Annotated in this window: 15 protein-coding genes; 7 read left to right on the top strand and 8 right to left on the bottom strand. The window is 63.1% G+C overall.

All coding sequences use genetic code 11. The annotated features are described in order from the left end of the window. The first annotated feature begins 180 nt into the window (after positions 1-180). The 5 genes from F7R11_RS05920 (at position 181) to F7R11_RS05900 (ending at position 5,288) form a co-directional block, all read left to right on the top strand. Positions 181-1,173, top strand: a complete 993-nt coding sequence (locus F7R11_RS05920; RefSeq protein ID WP_064801890.1) for an ATP-binding protein — start codon at positions 181-183, stop codon at positions 1,171-1,173. A gap of 120 nt (positions 1,174-1,293) precedes the next feature. Beyond that, complete coding sequence (locus F7R11_RS05915) at positions 1,294-2,754, top strand: M81 family metallopeptidase (RefSeq protein ID WP_064801888.1); 1,461 nt, start codon at positions 1,294-1,296, stop codon at positions 2,752-2,754. A 92-nt stretch (positions 2,755-2,846) separates the two neighbouring features. After that, positions 2,847-4,118, top strand: a complete 1,272-nt coding sequence (locus F7R11_RS05910) for an FAD-dependent oxidoreductase (RefSeq protein WP_064801887.1) — start codon at positions 2,847-2,849, stop codon at positions 4,116-4,118. 36 nt (positions 4,119-4,154) lie between these two features. After that, entirely contained in the window at positions 4,155-4,541 is a 387-nt protein-coding gene (locus F7R11_RS05905) for a RidA family protein (RefSeq protein WP_064801886.1), read from the top strand. A gap of 234 nt (positions 4,542-4,775) precedes the next feature. Beyond that, on the top strand, positions 4,776-5,288 hold the full coding sequence (locus F7R11_RS05900; protein ID WP_064801885.1) for a chalcone isomerase family protein: 513 nt from the start codon (positions 4,776-4,778) through the stop codon (positions 5,286-5,288). A gap of 133 nt (positions 5,289-5,421) precedes the next feature. Here F7R11_RS05900 and F7R11_RS05895 read toward each other — a convergent pair whose 3' ends face one another. From F7R11_RS05895 to F7R11_RS05870, 6 genes are all read right to left on the bottom strand, one after another. Continuing rightward, complete coding sequence (locus tag F7R11_RS05895; protein WP_064801882.1) at positions 5,422-6,531, bottom strand: SAM-dependent methyltransferase; 1,110 nt, start codon at positions 6,529-6,531, stop codon at positions 5,422-5,424. 24 nt (positions 6,532-6,555) lie between these two features. Continuing rightward, positions 6,556-6,690 carry a hypothetical protein gene (locus tag F7R11_RS27410; RefSeq protein ID WP_257784470.1) on the bottom strand — a complete coding sequence of 45 codons (135 nt, stop codon included), beginning with the start codon at positions 6,688-6,690 and terminating at the stop codon, positions 6,556-6,558. Then, positions 6,687-7,886: an SAM-dependent methyltransferase gene (locus F7R11_RS05890; protein WP_064801880.1), complete on the bottom strand. Its 1,200-nt coding sequence runs from the start codon at positions 7,884-7,886 to the stop codon at positions 6,687-6,689. Before F7R11_RS05890 ends, F7R11_RS27410 begins: the two co-directional genes overlap by 4 nt. After that, positions 7,883-8,650: a DUF1365 domain-containing protein gene (locus tag F7R11_RS05885; RefSeq protein WP_064806181.1), complete on the bottom strand. Its 768-nt coding sequence runs from the start codon at positions 8,648-8,650 to the stop codon at positions 7,883-7,885. Before F7R11_RS05885 ends, F7R11_RS05890 begins: the two co-directional genes overlap by 4 nt. After that, positions 8,647-9,996, bottom strand: a complete 1,350-nt coding sequence (locus tag F7R11_RS05880) for an NAD(P)/FAD-dependent oxidoreductase (protein ID WP_082932773.1) — start codon at positions 9,994-9,996, stop codon at positions 8,647-8,649. The genes F7R11_RS05885 and F7R11_RS05880 overlap by 4 nt, the downstream gene beginning before the upstream one ends. Before the next feature lie 577 nt (positions 9,997-10,573). Beyond that, positions 10,574-11,506: an SDR family oxidoreductase gene (locus F7R11_RS05870; protein WP_064801878.1), complete on the bottom strand. Its 933-nt coding sequence runs from the start codon at positions 11,504-11,506 to the stop codon at positions 10,574-10,576. Positions 11,507-11,678: 172 nt separating this feature from the next. On the opposite strand from F7R11_RS05870, the gene F7R11_RS05865 reads away from it, so the two are divergent. Both F7R11_RS05865 and F7R11_RS05860 read left to right on the top strand, forming a co-directional pair. Beyond that, the gene (locus F7R11_RS05865) at positions 11,679-12,590 is read left to right on the top strand and encodes an acetoacetate decarboxylase family protein (RefSeq protein WP_064801875.1); all 912 of its coding nucleotides are present in this window, start codon (positions 11,679-11,681) and stop codon (positions 12,588-12,590) included. A gap of 52 nt (positions 12,591-12,642) precedes the next feature. Beyond that, on the top strand, positions 12,643-13,887 hold the full coding sequence (locus tag F7R11_RS05860; RefSeq protein ID WP_064801873.1) for a saccharopine dehydrogenase family protein: 1,245 nt from the start codon (positions 12,643-12,645) through the stop codon (positions 13,885-13,887). 97 nt (positions 13,888-13,984) lie between these two features. Here the strand turns inward: F7R11_RS05860 and F7R11_RS05855 are convergent, their stop codons facing one another. Then, positions 13,985-15,715, bottom strand: a complete 1,731-nt coding sequence (locus tag F7R11_RS05855; RefSeq protein WP_064801871.1) for a cation acetate symporter — start codon at positions 15,713-15,715, stop codon at positions 13,985-13,987. Further along, complete coding sequence (locus F7R11_RS05850) at positions 15,712-16,020, bottom strand: DUF485 domain-containing protein (RefSeq protein WP_021196673.1); 309 nt, start codon at positions 16,018-16,020, stop codon at positions 15,712-15,714. The genes F7R11_RS05855 and F7R11_RS05850 overlap by 4 nt, the downstream gene beginning before the upstream one ends. Positions 16,021-16,212 lie beyond the last annotated feature (192 nt).

Raw genomic sequence — 16,212 nt, 5'->3', positions numbered from 1 at the left:
GCATGGCATTTCTGTTTCGTGTGTACTTTGTATCGGCCTTGAAACAAGCGGAGGCGTGAAAGCGCTTCACGCATGCATTGTTTCAACGTTGAAATGGAATACAAACAAAGTCGATACAGTCGAGCGCGATAATCCCGCTACGCTTACTTGTATCCGTATTCGACGTACCGCAGGCCACCTATGCACAAGCCATCATTTGATTCCGCGTTCTATCGTTTGCTGTTCGTGATGCTGACGATGGTGCTGATGACTCAGGTCGGTGCCAGTCTCGCCGTGTGGCGGCTCTACAGCGATGCGGCGTTCAAGCCGCCTCCGGGCATGAGCGTTCCGTTACAGGTATTTCTGGCCGTGCTGATCCAGTTGGTGCCGCTATTGATCTCGGCCTGGATCGGCGCACGCATGCTCGCGGCACCCTTTCGTTCGTTGGCCCATGGGGCTGCCGAATTGGCGAACAACATCGACGCACCGCCCATCCGCGAAGCCGGCCCCATCGAAGCGCGACAGGCGGCCCAGGTTTTCAACTCGATGCAAGCGGCCATACGGCGGCAGATGAGTGAGCGGAACCGATTCCTAGCCGCCGTCTCGCATGATTTGCGCACGCCATTGACACGCATGCGGCTACGCCTTCGCACGCTGGAAGACTGGGAGTTGAATGACCGGCTGCAGAGCGACATCGACGAGATGACGCAGTTGCTGGACGCCACGTTGTCGTTCTTGCGGAATGCGGAAGTCGTTGAAGCCTCCAGCCCGGTCGATATCAACGCGCTGGTGGACGCGATAGCGGAAGATGCCGCCGAACGCGGGCAGCGCGTCACCATCAGCGGCGAGATACGCGCGGTGATGGCGCAACCGCTTGGTTTGAAGCGATGCCTGACGAATCTGGTGACCAACGCCATCCGGTACGGTGAGGAAGCGCATATTCGCCTGACCGACGGACCCTCGTTCATCTGCATTGATGTGGCCGACCGTGGCCCAGGCATCCCCGAGGCGCTGTTGGCACGCGTGCTTGAACCGTTCTACCGGCTTGAGAGCTCGCGCAACAAGGACACCGGCGGCACGGGCCTCGGACTCGCCATCGCGAGCGACATCGTCAAGCGACACAACGGATCGCTTGAACTGCACAACGATCCGGCGGGCGGCTTGATCGCGACGGTGAAACTGCCGCGACGGTAGCCGGACACCGCACAGCGCGCCAGCGCTCCCGTGTCGAACGCGATACAGAGTGCTCACAAACCAGCAACAGCGTATGCCTACAGTGAGGTTTCGATCTCGACGCCTCCCGTAGGATTCACGATGAAGCTATTCACCGCGCAACTTTCGACCGAAACGAATACGTTCGCGCCCTGCCCCACCGGCTGGGGCGGCTTTGAGGAATCGGGCATCTTCCACGGCGATGCAAGCCTGCGGGCCCCACAAGGCATGGGGTTCGCCCTTGCGGAAGCGCGGCGCCTTGCAGAGCGCGATGGGCATGAGATCGTCGAGGGCATCTGCGCAGAGGCACAACCATCAGGCCCCACGATTCGCGCCGTCTATGAATCGTTGCGAGACGAGATCCTTGGCAAGCTCGAAGCAGCCCAGCCGCTAGACGGTGTGCTCCTGCTGCTGCACGGCGCGATGGTCGCCGAAGGATACGACGACTGTGAAGGCGATCTGCTATCCCGGGTGCGTGCCATTGTCGGCCCCGAAGTGCCGATTGCCGCCACACTCGATCCGCACTGCCATTTCACGGAGCGCATGCGGCGCTCGGCGGACATCCTGATCGCCTACAAGGAGTATCCGCACACCGACCCCATCGACCGTTTGCGCGAAGCGTATCAACTGCTGCTCGACACCGCGGCAGGAAAGATCCGTCCCACGACAGGGGTCTACGACTGCCGCATGGTGGGTGCCTGGCACACCACCAGTGAGCCCATGGCTACGTTCGTTCAACGCATGAAATCGCTGGAAGGACGGGACGGCGTGTTGTCCGTGTCGTTCGGGCATGGGTTTCCGTGGGGCGATGTTCCGGAGGCCGGTGCAAAGTTCTGGGTCGTGACCGACAACAACCTCGCCGCTGCGACGGCGCTGGCCACGCAGCTTGGCCACGAATTCTGGGCCCTGCGCGAAGCCACGCGCCCTGCATGGCTCGACGTCGATGCCGGGCTGGACCGTGCCCTGGAAGTTGGCAGCGGCCCCGTCGTGATTGGCGACGTTGCCGACAACCCGGGTGGCGGAGCACCAGGAGACAACACGATGATCCTGCGCCGGATCATCGAGCGACAGATTGCCAACGTCGCCATCGGATGCTTCTGGGATCTCGGTGCGATCCAGATCTGTCACGACGCCGGCGTGGGCGCAACCTTCGACTTGCGCCTGGGTGGCAAATGCGGCGTGGCCTCCGCGGACCCGCTGGACCTGCGCGTGACCGTGCGTGCGCTGTCCGACCAACATACGCAAAGCATCTCGGGGCTGACCATTCCGTTTGGGCGCGCCGTTTGGCTCGAGGCTGCCAATGGGGTCGATATCGTTCTGGCCTCGGTACGCAACCAAGTGGTTGGCGTCGATGCGTTCACTGGCCTGGGGATCGATTTTGAAAGCAAGCGGCTGGTTGTCGTGAAATCGACCCAGCACTTTCAAGCCGAGTTCGCCCCGCGCGCCAAGGCGATCCTCCACATCGCAGCGCCAGGGGCTGTCACACCGAGCTTCGCCGATCTGAACTATCAGCGTCGCGACCTCAACTACTGGCCCCGCGTGTCGAACCCCTTCGAGGCGTAAGTCCGCAACCCAAGGGCATATCCGCCAGAAGCGCAAGAACATCTGCGGCCGTCAAACGGCCACGCCTTTCAATACGTCGGGCAGTCAGATCCATGAACATTGTCGTCGTGGGTGCCGGAATCTCAGGCACCGTCACCGCGTTGACCCTCGCACGCGAAGGTCATCACGTGCAACTGATCGAGCGCGCAGATGCCGCGGCGACCGGTGCCAGCTTCGCCAACGCAGGCCTGATCTCACCAGGACACAGCTTCAGTTGGGCGGAGCCTGGAATCATCCAAGTCGCGCTGCGCTCTTTGTTGCGCTCCAACGAAGGCCTGGGCATCTGCGCCCCTTGGAAGCCGGCGCTCCTGCGATGGGCGTGGCTGTTCGCTCGCGAGGCGACGCTGGAGCGGTGGCTGGACAACTCCCGAGCTGCGCTGGCGCTCGCCGCGTACTCGCGCGACCTGCAATTTGGCGATCCGCTGGTACTGACTGAAGCGTATGGCGGCAAGCAGGCCGGCATCCTGTATCTGTACGGGAGCGGGGCGCAACCCGGCCAGCATGATTCAGAACTGCTCGCTGCAGCCGGTGAGCCGTTTGAGCGGGTCGACACTACGCGGTTGTTGAACATTGAGCCCATGCTGCGCGGTGCGTCAGAACAGTTTGCACACGCAATCTACTGCCCGAAGGACGGGACGGGCGATGCAGCACGCTACGCACACGCAGCCTTGGCAGAGGCGGAGCGTCTTGGTGCGGTGGTGCGATTTTCCGAGACGGTACGCACGTTGAAAACGCGCGGTGATCGCGTCGTCGGTGTCGAGACGGAGCGTGATTGCATCCCGGCGGACGCCGTCGTGATCACAACCGGTCTGGCGTCGCGCCGGCTGCTGGCGCCCTTGGGATACGACCTGCCGATCTACCCCGTCACGGGCTACTCAATCTCTTACACAGGTGTTCGCGATGCATCGCCTCGTGTGGGCGCTGTCTCGATCCCTCACAAGATCGCGTGGGCATCGTTTGCACCAGAAACCGTTCGGTTCACGGGATTCGCCGACATCGGCAGGCCCAGTGCACAACGCATCGCCAAACGTCTTGCCGCCCTTGAGGCCTTTGCCGCACGTATCTGCACGCGTCTGAATCGCGTACAACCCAGCCGGTGGGTCGGCTATCGCCCCATGACGCCCGACAACCTGCCGTTTCTCGGCGCCACCCGCCATACCAACCTTTGGCTGAACTGCGGGCACGGCGCGATGGGCTGGACGATGGCGTGCGGCTCCGCGCGCACCGTAGCCGACCTCATCAGCCAACGACAACCTGTGTTGGATCCGTCGCCGTATCGCTGGGATCGCTATCGGCTTCTGGGCCGGCGCCAGGCACACGCTTGATCTCCCCCTCACCTCACCTCAACGCAATCCACCCCGATGACGACCTCCCCTGCTTACGTGCCTGCACCTCCTGGCCTACCTTTCTCGACGGCGGTACGTGCCGGCGGCTTCTTGCTGCTGTCCGGCCAAATTCCCTTTGATGCCGACAACAAGCCGCACGGCGGAACCATCGAAGAACAGACGCACGCTGTCCTGCAAAGCATTTCCACCACGCTTGAAGGCCTGGGCAGCTCTCTGCGCCGCGTCGTGAAAACTACCGTCTGGTTGAGCGATCTCGCGAACGTTGCCGCGTTCAACCAGATCTACCTGCGCCACTTTCAAGAAGGTGCCTACCCCGCACGGAGTCTGGTCGAGGCCAAGCTGGCTTTTGGCGTCGCCGTCGAAATTGAGGTGCTGGCCATTGATGACAGCGTGAGTTCGTAGCACCTCAGTTCAGCCACTACATACGCAAGCCACGCGTTACGAAATACCCATGCATTTCAGCGTCGACACCATCGAGACGCGATATGAATGCGGGTCGTTCTCGGCCACAAGCTGGAGAACGGCCCCGTTCCCCTCAGGCTTCGCTCGAACAGAGGCCTGGCGGCGCAGTATTGATCCTGACCAAGGGAGGCGGCAAACTCGAGCTTCTTCCCTGGTCAGTCCTGGAGGTTCGCCATGCGTGTGCTGATCGTCCTGCTTGCCGCGGTACTCAACACCTATGCGTGGGCGGATTGCCGGAGCCAAGTGGACCACGCCCAGCTGTCAGGCAAAGGTGCGCTGTGCCTTCTGGGCTTCTGCCTTTACGACGCGCAGCTATGGAGCACACAGACGCCACCCAGCTACGACACGCCGTTTGCGCTGGAGATCACATACCGGCGTGCCATCACCCGCGCAAAGCTCATCGAGACGGCGCTCGATGAAATCCGCCGCCTGAACGTGCCCCCGCCGCCCGACTCAACCTTGCTGCAGTGGCAGGAAGCCATGACGCCGGCCTTCATCGACGTGAAGCCCGGTGACACACTGTGCGGCGTCTATCTGCCGGGCCGCGGCGCACGCTTTTATGCCAATGGGCAACTGACAACCGAGGTGGACGACACCGCCTTCGCGCATGCGTTTTTCGATATCTGGCTGGCACCTGGCACCCGTGCTCCCGCATTGCGCCGCCGTCTTCTGGGGGAGTCCCATTGATGCATATACGACTGCACGCTGGAAGTGCTTGATGTCGTAGCGCACGCCTCAACCCGAGCAGGCGTTCTGGATGCCTGTACGGGTGCGGCTTGCACAACGCAATGACGGCATCAACGCGCTTGGCTAGGCAGACCTAGCACTTTTCAAACCGATAGAGCACCACGCCCCATTCATTGCCGCGCGCATAACCAAACAGTTCCGACACCGCCATATAAAACATGCGCCAGCGCTGAAACCACACCGCCGCATCGCGCTCGCCATAGGTCTGCACAAACACTGGCATCAGCCTGTGGCGCGCAGCGTCCAGGTTGGCGAGCCAATGATTGGCTGTACGTGCGTAGTGCGTGCCATTCACCCACCATTGACGCGTCACGCGCAGATCGTCCTGAAACTGCAGCAGCAGATTCTCCGAAGGCATGGTGCCGCCGGTAAAGAAATACTTCGACATCCAATCCGTGCCGCCCTGTACCTGGAAGTGATACGCCAGCGTGCGATGCGCGAAGAGGTGCACAAACAGCACGGCATCGGGCCGCATCCAGCGCGCGATCTTGCTGAGCAGCTGGCCGTAGTTCTTCATGTGCTCGAACATCTCGATCGACACCACGCGGTCGAAGCACCCGCGTGCCGGCACGTCGGCAAACTCGAAGTCGGCAATGTTGCCGGTGTGCACGGTCAAGTTTGCAATGCGGCGCTCGGCCGCCCGCGCGCGAATCCACGCGCGTTGGCTGTGCGAATTCGACAGCGCCACAATGCGCGCCTTCGGATACTGTGCCGCCATCCATAGCGACAGCGAACCCCAGCCACAACCCAGATCGAGAATGCACTGCCCATCCGCCAGGCCTGCGCGCTCTGCATAACACGCAAACATCGCGTCTTCGGCCTGTGCGAGCGTCTCTTCGCCCGTTGGGTACAGCGCGCACGAATACTTCAAGCGCGGGCCAAGATGCGCCGCAAAGAAGGCTGCCGGCAATTCGTAGTGTTGCGTGTTTGCCTTGTCCGTCTCAATGGCGATGGGGCTGACGCGCAACGCGTCGAGCAACGTGTTGAAACGCCGCGCACGTAACTCCCCGTCGTGAATCCCCTCGTCTTGCAAACGCTGCCGCATCAGCGTGCGCATGCCCATGCGGATGAGCGTGTCTGGCACCCAGCCCCGCTCACAGCATTGGATCAGCCAACCATCGCGCGGGTCCGGGGTGGCCTGGGCGGGTGCGGATGGTGTTGACGGCGTGCTCAGCGTGGTCATGCAGGTCTCCTCACGATTGGCAGATCAGCGGCGCGGCGGCCAGGGGATCAGAACACTGGTGGTGCGTGCGTAGTTCGCGTAGTCCGCGCGCGTGGTGTTGAACACGGCCACCAGCATCCGCAACACAACGAGAGCAGCAGCGCGCGGCGACAGGCTCACACCCGCTCCAGCAGGAACTGCGACACACCGATCCGGCCCTCATCAAACCCCGCTTCGCAATACGCAAAGTACAAGCGCCAGATACGGATAAAGGCGTCATCAAACCCGAGCGCGCGCACCGCATCGAGCTGGGCTTCAAAGCGCTGGCTCCAGCGGCGCAAGGTCTCTGCGTAATCGCTGCCGAAATCCAGACGATCGAGCACGCGCATGCCGTGTTGTTCTGCCAACTGGATAAAGCGTTCGCGGCTCGGCAGCATGCCGCCCGGAAAAATGAACTGCTGGATGAAGTCGGTGCCGGCGCGGTAGCGTTCGAACTGCGCTTCGTCGATGGTGATGCTCTGCACGAGTGCGCGGCCGCCATGGCGCAGGCAGCGCGCCAGCGTTTGAAAGTAAGTTGGCCAGTAAGCCTCGCCCACAGCCTCGAACATCTCGATGGAGACCACAGCGTCGTAGGCAGCGTCGATGTCGCGGTAGTCGCGCAGTGCAACGCGGGCGCGCGGTTCGTCCGCCAACCGCTGTGCGGTGTAGCCGCGCTGGGCTTCCGATAGCGTGATGCCATGCACATGCGCGCCGCGTGCACAGGCCATTTCCATCAGGCCGCCCCAGCCACAGCCGATCTCCAGCACATCCATGCCGGGCCCCAGCCTGAGCTGGTCGCACACGCGCCGGTACTTGGCCGTTTGCGCATCGGCCAGCGTCTGTTGCGAGTGGCCGTTGAACCAGGCGGCCGAGTACGTCATTCCCTCGTCCAGCCACAACCGGTAGAAGTCGTTGCCCAGGTCATAGTGCAGATGGATATTGCGGCGACTGCCTTTGCGGGTGTTCCGGCGCAGCAGATGGCGCACACGCAACCAGGTCCGCGCAAGGGCATGCCCGAAGATGGCCTGCTCCAGCGTGGCGGCGTTGACAATGGCCAACCGCAGCAGGTTGGTCAGATTGCTCGTGTCGATCCATCCGTCCCGATAGGCCTCGGCAAAGCCCACGTCGCCGCTGCGCAGGATACGGGCACAGGCACGCCAGTCGTGGATGCGCAGATCCGCATGCAACGGCGATGCCGCATCGCCAACCCGCACTTCGCCATCGGGCGTGGTGAGATGGAGAAAGCCGTGGCGCAGGCGCCCTGCCAGCGCCAACAGCAAGCGCCCGGCGGCGGGAACGTGGGGTGGCACCCAGGCAAGAGAATGCGTGGCTGTCATTGGGTGTTCTCCAGAGAAGAAGCCTCATGCGCGGCGCGGCCAAAAAACGGCACGCCATTGAACCACAGCCGCAGCGCCTGCCAGTGAATGCGGCCGATCACCTGCAGCGCCAGCAACGGTTGGCGCAGGAGTGCACGGCGCAGGTGCGGGGCATCGAACGGCTGCAGTCGCCCGCCGATGGCGGTGTGCAGCAGCAGGCCGTCGTGGTCGTGATAGTCAATGCGCGCGAGTGCCGTGGTTGCCGTCTCGGCAAAGCGGAATTGATAGCCCCCTTCGACCCGACAGAACGGAGAGACATGCAGTTCCTTTCGGCAACGCAGCACCGTGTGCGCACCAATGGCACCGCCATCCGCCGCACACAGCAGGTAGCGGTGGTGCTGGCCAAACGTGTTGTTGACCTCGGCCAGCACCGCGCGCAGCTGGCCGGCCGCATCGTGGCAATACCAGAACGACACGGGGTTAAACATCCAGCCCGCAATGCGCGGAAACGTCTGCAGCCAGACCTCGCCATCGGCGGCTAAGCCGGCGTCACGCAGCACGCCGCGAATCCACACGAGCAGATCAGAGCCGTCGCGTGGGCCGTAGTCACGCGTGCGCAGCGACAGCGGCCGCCAGCAGTCCACGCCAAACCACGTGCCCGTCAGCCGCTCAAGCGCGGAGAGCTTCACGCGCACCGCAAACACCGGGTAGACGAAGCGATTAGCCACCGGCCGCAAGCGGCGGTGCATGACCTGGCCGACGAGGAGCTGTGCGTCTTCGCTCATGACGCCACCTGCGCCCAGGCGGGTGCGCAACCAAAATCGGCAGCCACGCGCAGGGCGGATTTCAAGCCGTCTTCATGAAAGCCATACCCCGTCCATGCACCGGCAAACCACGTGCGGCGTTGCCCTTGCAGCGCGGGCAGGCGGGCCTGCGCGTCGATGGCCGGCTGGTCGAACACCGGGTGCTCATACGCGAAGCGCTGATACTCCAGTTCAGGTGCGGGCGGCGCTGGTGGGTTGAGCGTGACCACGACCGGAGTCGATACCGGCAGCGGCTGCAATTGGTTGAGCAGATAGCTCACGCAGGGTGCGCCGCCGGCTGCCCCAGCTTGCGATGCGTCAATGTAGTTCCAGGCCGACCAGACCCGCCGCCGGCGCGGCAGCAGGCGGGTATCGCGGTGCAGAAAGGCGGTGTTGGGCTGATAGCGGAATGCCCCGAGCACGGCACGCTCGTCATCCGTTGCATCGTCGAGCATGCGCAGCGTCTGGGGTGCATGCGTGGCCAGCACCACGGCATCGTAGCGCTCGCTGCCTGCATCAGTCAGCACATCAACATGGGTGGCCGCCCGGCGAATGCCGCGCACGGGTGTGGCAACACGGACATCGGCCAACCGGCTGGCGATGGCGTGCACGTAGCTGCGCGCGCCGCCTTTGACCGTGCGCCAGCGTGGCCGGTCGAAGATCTGCAGCAAGCCGTGGTTGAGGCAGAAGCGCAGAAATGTCTCGGCGGGAAACGAAAGGATGTCGCGGCTGGGGGTGGACCAGATGGCCGCCGCCATCGGGAGCAGATAGTGCGCGCAGAAGGGCTCGCCATAGCGGCCCGCGGCCAGCAACGCGCCAAGGCTGTGGCGGGCACGCCGTGCGGCCGCCAGGTTGGCGTGCGCCTGCCGGTTGAAGCGCAGGATGTCGCCCAGCATCGACAGAAACGGGGCAGACACCAAGTTGCGCGGCTGTGCAAACACCGTGCGCAGACTCGTGCCCGCCCACTCCAGCGCACCATTGCCCACCGATACGCTGAACGACATGTCACTCTCGCAATGCGCCACGCCCAGCGCATCAAACAGAGCAATCAGGTTCGGATAGGTGCGCGCGTTGAATACCAGAAAGCCCGTGTCCACCCCAAACACGTGTCCGCTGTCTTCAATGTCGACCGTGTTGGTGTGCCCACCCAATCTGGGCGCCGCTTCAAACAGCGTGACGGCATGGCGCTGCGCAAGACAGTACGCCGCAGCCAAGCCTGAGATGCCCGAGCCCACCACCGCAATGCGTTGGCCGGACGCCGGCACAACCGAAGGTCGTACGCCGTCAGCCGCCCCGGTATTGCCGGGTGGATCCAAGGACCATTCCATTGAAATTGTCTCCAAGTGCGGGCGATGCGCGCATCACCCCTACCGGTTCATGTGACGCTTACCGGCATATACGCAGCTAAGGCTCCGGTGGATGCAGCGTTTCAACGCGGATGGCGTATTCCATCGCGTCTTCGAGCATCAGGCGGGCACGGTTGGTGACGTCGCCCAGGTGCCGGTGCAGTTGTTCATCCACCGGGGAGCACACCGCGCAGGCAATCGCGGCGCATTCTTTTCCTGTGCCACGCGCGTCCCCTTGAATCACAGATTGCATCCAATGAAATGACAGAGCGCCAACCGGGTCAACAGAATGAACAGGAAAACACGGGGCAACCCCACTCATGAATCGCAATTGAGTTGAGTTGAGCTCACTTTTACGTGTCACACGGAAGCGCGGCGCGTAGCCGACCGTGACCCAACGCGGCTGGGTGGATTGCACGCACGGCAACGCGTTCCGGGCGATTGCGGCACATTGGCAAGCGGTGCACGTTGAAACAGGCGTGTCTTACTTATGCGGCCAACTCGATCTCAACAGTACGCCGCATTGCCGGAGGGGAAGCCGTGCAATCCCAAGCGACGCTTATCCCCCTGCCCACTCCCGCCGAATCAACTCCAGCCCTTCGCGATAGCTCGTCACCTTGAACTCCGGGAACCGACGCTTGAACCGGGTGGAATCGAACAGGTTGTCCTGCTCGTACCGCGGCAGCAGTTCGCGAATCTCGCGCACCGGCTTGGAGAAGAGGCCGGCAGCAGTCATGGCCCATTTGCCGATAACCGTGTAGGACGCCTCCCGGCCAAACACGTCGCTGGCCATGGCGACGAACTGCTTGTACGTCAGCCGGTCATCATCGCAGGGCAGATGCCAGGTCTGCCCGAACGCGTCAGGCGTGTTGCCCAGTGCGGCCAGCGCGCGGCTTGCGTCGGGGGTCCAGATGAGCGTGCGCCGGGTGTCGTCGCGCACCGGCACGCGGGGCTTCTTGCCGGCCTCCAGGTTTTCGATGATGAGCGCGTTGGTGAAGCTCTGCGTCTTGCCCGGGCCGTAGAACTCGGGGGCCCGGCCGATGAGCACGGGAATCTCTCCGCGCGCCATCTCGTCCAGCACCATGGACGCCATCGCCGCCCGCACCCGACCCTTGCGCCCCACCGGCGCGAACGGCGTGGCCTCCGTCTGCAGCCGGGCATCCTGCGGATACATGTAGGTGTTGTCGAAATAGGCGAACTTGGCGCCCGCTGCCCGACTGGCATCCAGCGCGTTCTTCAACATGACGGGAAACTGCGTTTCCCACAGCTGCGTGTCCGGCGGCAGGCCAGCGGTGAAATAAACGACGCTGCTTCCCTTCACGGCCTCGGCCGTCTGCTTCGCATCAAGGAGGTTGGCGGGCACCAGGCTGTCGGTGTCATTCACCTTGCGCGGCGTGCGGCTCACGAGCCGTAGTTCGCTTGTGTAGTTGCGGTGCAACTCCCGCGCCAGTTCCATGGCGATCTGACCGTTCGCTCCCAATATCGTCTGCATTTCTTCCGCCTTTGAGAAGTGGCTTCTCGTGGTTGTTGGCAGGAGACTAACGTTGAAGGCAACTTCAAGGTCAAGCCCGTCGCTGTACCGAATTCAAACGCCTTGACCTTCAAGTTGAGTTCAATCTTAGAGTGTGTTCGCTGGTCAACCCACAGAGGAAAGGTCAACGCACATGGATACGCGGTTTACACAGGTCGAATTCGGGCCGCACACGGTCGACGTGCTGAAAGGCGGCTATTACGACCGCTATCGGATGAACCCGAACCTGGATGAGGTGGCGCTGGACCCTGCCACAGGCAATATCGATTTCTTCCGCCGGATTCCCAAACGCCTGGCCGCCTCGCGCGTTGGCCCAACCTGGGCGCCCAACTTCTACTACCGCTCCAGCAGCATTCAACTGCTGTTTCTGGCGCCGCTCTCGCGGTTGCGGGCGACGCTGCCCGAACCGCTCGAACCATTGCGAGCACTCCCTGGCTATGGGCTCGTTGCGCTGACCTTCTTCTCCTATGCGGTGTGCGACAACGATCCGTACGACGAAGTGTCCGTTGCCGTGGTGATCCGCCGGCCCGGCGCGCGTGGTTCTCATGCGCTGGAGCTGCTCGATTCCATGCGCCGTCGCAGCTACGTCGCGCATGTGCTGGCCCTGCCCGTCACCACGGAAATTGCGCGGGTGCGCGGCGTGCATGGCTACCAGTTGCCCAAGTGGCGCGCCGACATCAGCATGCACATCGGGACCACCGTGCGCGCCAGCATTGCCGCGCCTGGGGGCAGACCAGACCTGACCCTGCATGCGCCGCTTCCGGCCTTGCACAACGTCGTGCCGCAGTCCCGCATGGGGACAGCGACCATGATCAACCAGGTCGATGGCGTATGGCATCAGAGCACGGTGCAGAGCAACACGCTGTCGTTCGCCCAACGCCTGTTTCCGCGCGGCATCAAGCTGGTGCGCAACGGCGGCCCACTGAGCCAGTTGCTGGACGGGCTCGGTGCATCTACCGTTCTTCGGTTGGACGTTGTCAAAGATGCGCAATTGGTTTTGAATCTGCCGACGCCGCTGCCGGCTTTTGATCATTCCGCACTGTGAGGACAACGGCGTTCATGCAGGCCCGCTCATCCGCCCAAGAAAGGAAGACCCCATGACCGCCCCGGACCATGACCTCGTCGTGTTTGGCGCCACCAGTTTTGTCGGCCAGATCCTGACCCGCTACCTGGCCGAGCAGTTCTCGGGCCAGGCGGAAACCCTGCGCTGGGCCATTGCAGGCCGATCCGAAGCAAAGCTCAACGAACTCAAGCGCTCGCTGGGCGCAGCGGGTGTCGCTCTGCCCATCATCGTGGCGGATGCGGCCAACGAAGCCCAGTTGCGCACGCTGTGCGCACAGACCCGGGTGGTGATGTCCACGGTGGGCCCTTACGCGCTCTATGGCGAGCCACTCGTCAAGGTCTGCGCCGAAAGCGGCACCGACTACTGCGACCTCACTGGCGAGACCCAGTGGATCAAACGGATGATCGAGAAGTACGAGGCGACCGCGCAGCAATCGGGCGCACGCATCGTCCACTGCTGCGGCTTCGACTCGGTACCGTCGGACATGGGTGTCTACTTCCTGCAGCAACAGGCGATGCAACAATGGGGCGCACCGGCCACCCACGTGAAGATGCGCGTCAAGACGCTCAAGGGCGGCGCATCGGGCGGCACCGTGGCCAGCCTGATCAACGTGGTGCAGGAGGCCGCCGCCGACCCCGCCTTGCGCAGGGCGCTGGCCAACCCGTATGCCCTCTGCCCCAACGGACATGGCTTCACGGCACGCCAGCACTCCACGAGGGGTGCGGCGTTCGATACCGATTTCGATGCGTGGATCGCCCCCTTTGTCATGGCGGCCATCAACGAGCGTGTAGTGCACCGCTCCAACGCGTTGTCCGGCAACGCCTATGGCAACCAGTTCACGTATGACGAAGCGGTGATCACCGGCAGCGGCCTGCAAGGCCGCCTGAGAGCCGTGACGATGGTCGCAGGCCTGGGGGCGTTCATGGTGGGCATCGTCATCAAGCCCACGCGAAGCCTGATGGAGCGCTTCCTGCTGCCCAAACCCGGCGAGGGCCCCAGCCCGGCAGCCCAGTTGGCGGGCCGCTACGACATCCGCTTCTTCGCGCGCACCGACGACGGCAAGACCTTGCGCGTGAAAGTGACGGGGGATCGCGATCCGGGCTACGGCTCCACCGGCAAGATGCTGGGCCAGGCCGCTGCCAGCCTCGCGCTGGACCATATCAAGAACGGCATCAAGACCGGGCGCCCCGGCGGCTTCTGGACACCGGCCACGATGTTCGATGACCGCTTCATCGCACGCCTGACCCGCTACGCAGGCTTGCGCTTCGAGCGCCTATGAGCGGCGTAGTAGAAGCGATGTAGAAGATAGAAGAAACAACACTGGAAGGCGGGCGACGCAGCAGTGCATCGCCCGCCTCCAGTGTGTGGCGCAGCGCTTAGTGGCTCGAAGCGCCCGCTGCACCAAGGCCCGTTTCCGAACGCACTTGCTGTGCCGCGAAGGAGGCCTTTTCAGCCTTGGCACGCGCGCTGGTATCCAGCACCGAGAACAGCCACACGCCCACAAAGCCGATCGTCATCGAGAACAGCGCCGGCGAGGTGTACGGGAACCACGCCGAGCCCTTCGGATACCCCAGCGTGGCTTCCCACACTGACGGCGACACGATCGTCAGCCCCACTGACGAGATCAGCCCCAAGAACCCGCCGATGACCGCGCCACGCGTGGTGCAGCCCTTCCACAGCATCGAAAGGAACAGCACCGGGAAGTTGGCCGACGCCGCCACCGCAAACGCCAGCGACACCATGAACGCGATGTTCTGCTTCTCGAAGGCGATGCCCAGCAGCACGGCGATCACGCCCAGCACCAGCGTGGTGATGCGCGACACCTTCAGCTCATCGGCGCTGTTGGCCTTGCCGTGCTTGAAGACCGTGGCATACAGGTCATGCGACACCGCCGACGCACCCGACAGTGTGAGCCCTGCCACCACCGCCAGAATCGTGGCAAACGCCACCGCCGAAATGAAGCCGTAGAACACGTCACCGCCGACCGTCTTGGCGACCAGCACTGCAGCCATGTTGGCTGTGCCCGCGCCGCCCTTGATCACACCCTTGGCCACGTCGGACAACTCCGGGTTGGTCAGCACCAGCGTGATCGCACCGAAGCCGATGATGAAGATCAGGACGTAGAAGTAGCCGATCCAGGTGGTGGCCCAGAACACCGACTTGCGCGCCTCCTTGGCATCCGGCACCGTGAAGAAACGCATCAGGATGTGCGGCAGCCCGGCCGTGCCGAACATCAGCGCCATACCGAACGAGATGGCCGAGATCGGGTCTTTGATAAAGCCGCCCGGCGACATCACCGACAGGCCGATCTTGGTGGCATCGTCCGGCGATTTGCCGGCATTTGCAGCAATAGCGGTCTTCACTTCAACGGCCTTGGCGAACAGCGCTTCCGGGCTGAAGCCGTACTGCGCCAGCACCATGATGGCCATGAACGTCACGCCGGCCAGCAGCAGGCACGCCTTGATGATCTGCACCCACGTCGTCGCCGTCATGCCGCCAAACAGTACGTAGACCATCATCAGCGCGCCGACGATGACCACCGCCACCCAGTAGTCGAGCCCGAACAGCAGCTTGATGAGCTGCCCCGCGCCGACCATCTGCGCGATCAGGTAGAAGGCCACGACCACCAGCGTGCCGACCGCGGCAAAGCTGCGGATCGGCCCTTGCTCAAAACGGTAGCCCGCCACATCGGCAAAGGTGAACTTGCCAAGGTTGCGCAGCCGTTCGGCCATCAGGAACGTGATGATGGGCCAGCCGACCAGGAAACCGATGGAGTAGATCAGGCCGTCGTAACCGGAGGTCATCACGGCAGCAGAAATCCCCAGGAAGGACGCGGCCGACATGTAGTCGCCCGAGATCGCCAAGCCATTCTGGAAACCGGTGATGCCGCCGCCGGCATTGTAGAAATCCGCCGCAGAGCGCGTGCGCGAGGCCGCCCACTTGGTGATCCACAGCGTGCCGGCCACGAACAGCGCAAACAGCACGATGGCCGTGGTGTTGGTTGCCTGCTTGGCGGTCTCGCCAACATCGCCGCCCGCCGCGATGGCGACACCGCAGGCGCCAGCGGCCAGAAGTGACACCAGCATCATGGAAAGTGTCTTCTTCATTTGGCGACATCCTGCAGGATGTCCTGCGTCAGTTGATCGTATTCGTTGTTTGCGCGGCGCACGTACAGGCCGGTGATGACGACGGTGAAAACGATCACCGCCATGCCGACGGGAACGCCGACACTCATCACACCCGCGCTCATCGGCTTGGCGAGAAACGGCTTATTGAATGCGATCAGTGCGATGTAGCCGTAGTACACGACCAGCATTGCCACTGTCAGAAAGAGGCCGAGCGCATTGCGTCGGCGCTTGAGCTGCGCGTACTTCGGATGCGCCGCGATTTTTGCTACCAAACCATCCTGCATCACCTGTCTCCTGAATTGCTCTTGAATGAGTGCGGCGATTCTGGATAGCGAAACTGACTGAACTCTTACTCGGGCCCTTGTGAGCGGTGTGGCAGGCACTATGGTTTTCCCTAGCGCTGTCGGGCTTGTTGCCGCGGCACGCGCTGCGGCGGCGATGGATAAATGCGCTCGCAACTGTGGTCACGTCAAAGC

This window comes from Ralstonia insidiosa, assembly GCF_008801405.1.
Taxonomy (GTDB): domain Bacteria; phylum Pseudomonadota; class Gammaproteobacteria; order Burkholderiales; family Burkholderiaceae; genus Ralstonia; species Ralstonia insidiosa.
This window is presented reverse-complemented; position numbering and strand designations above follow the sequence as displayed.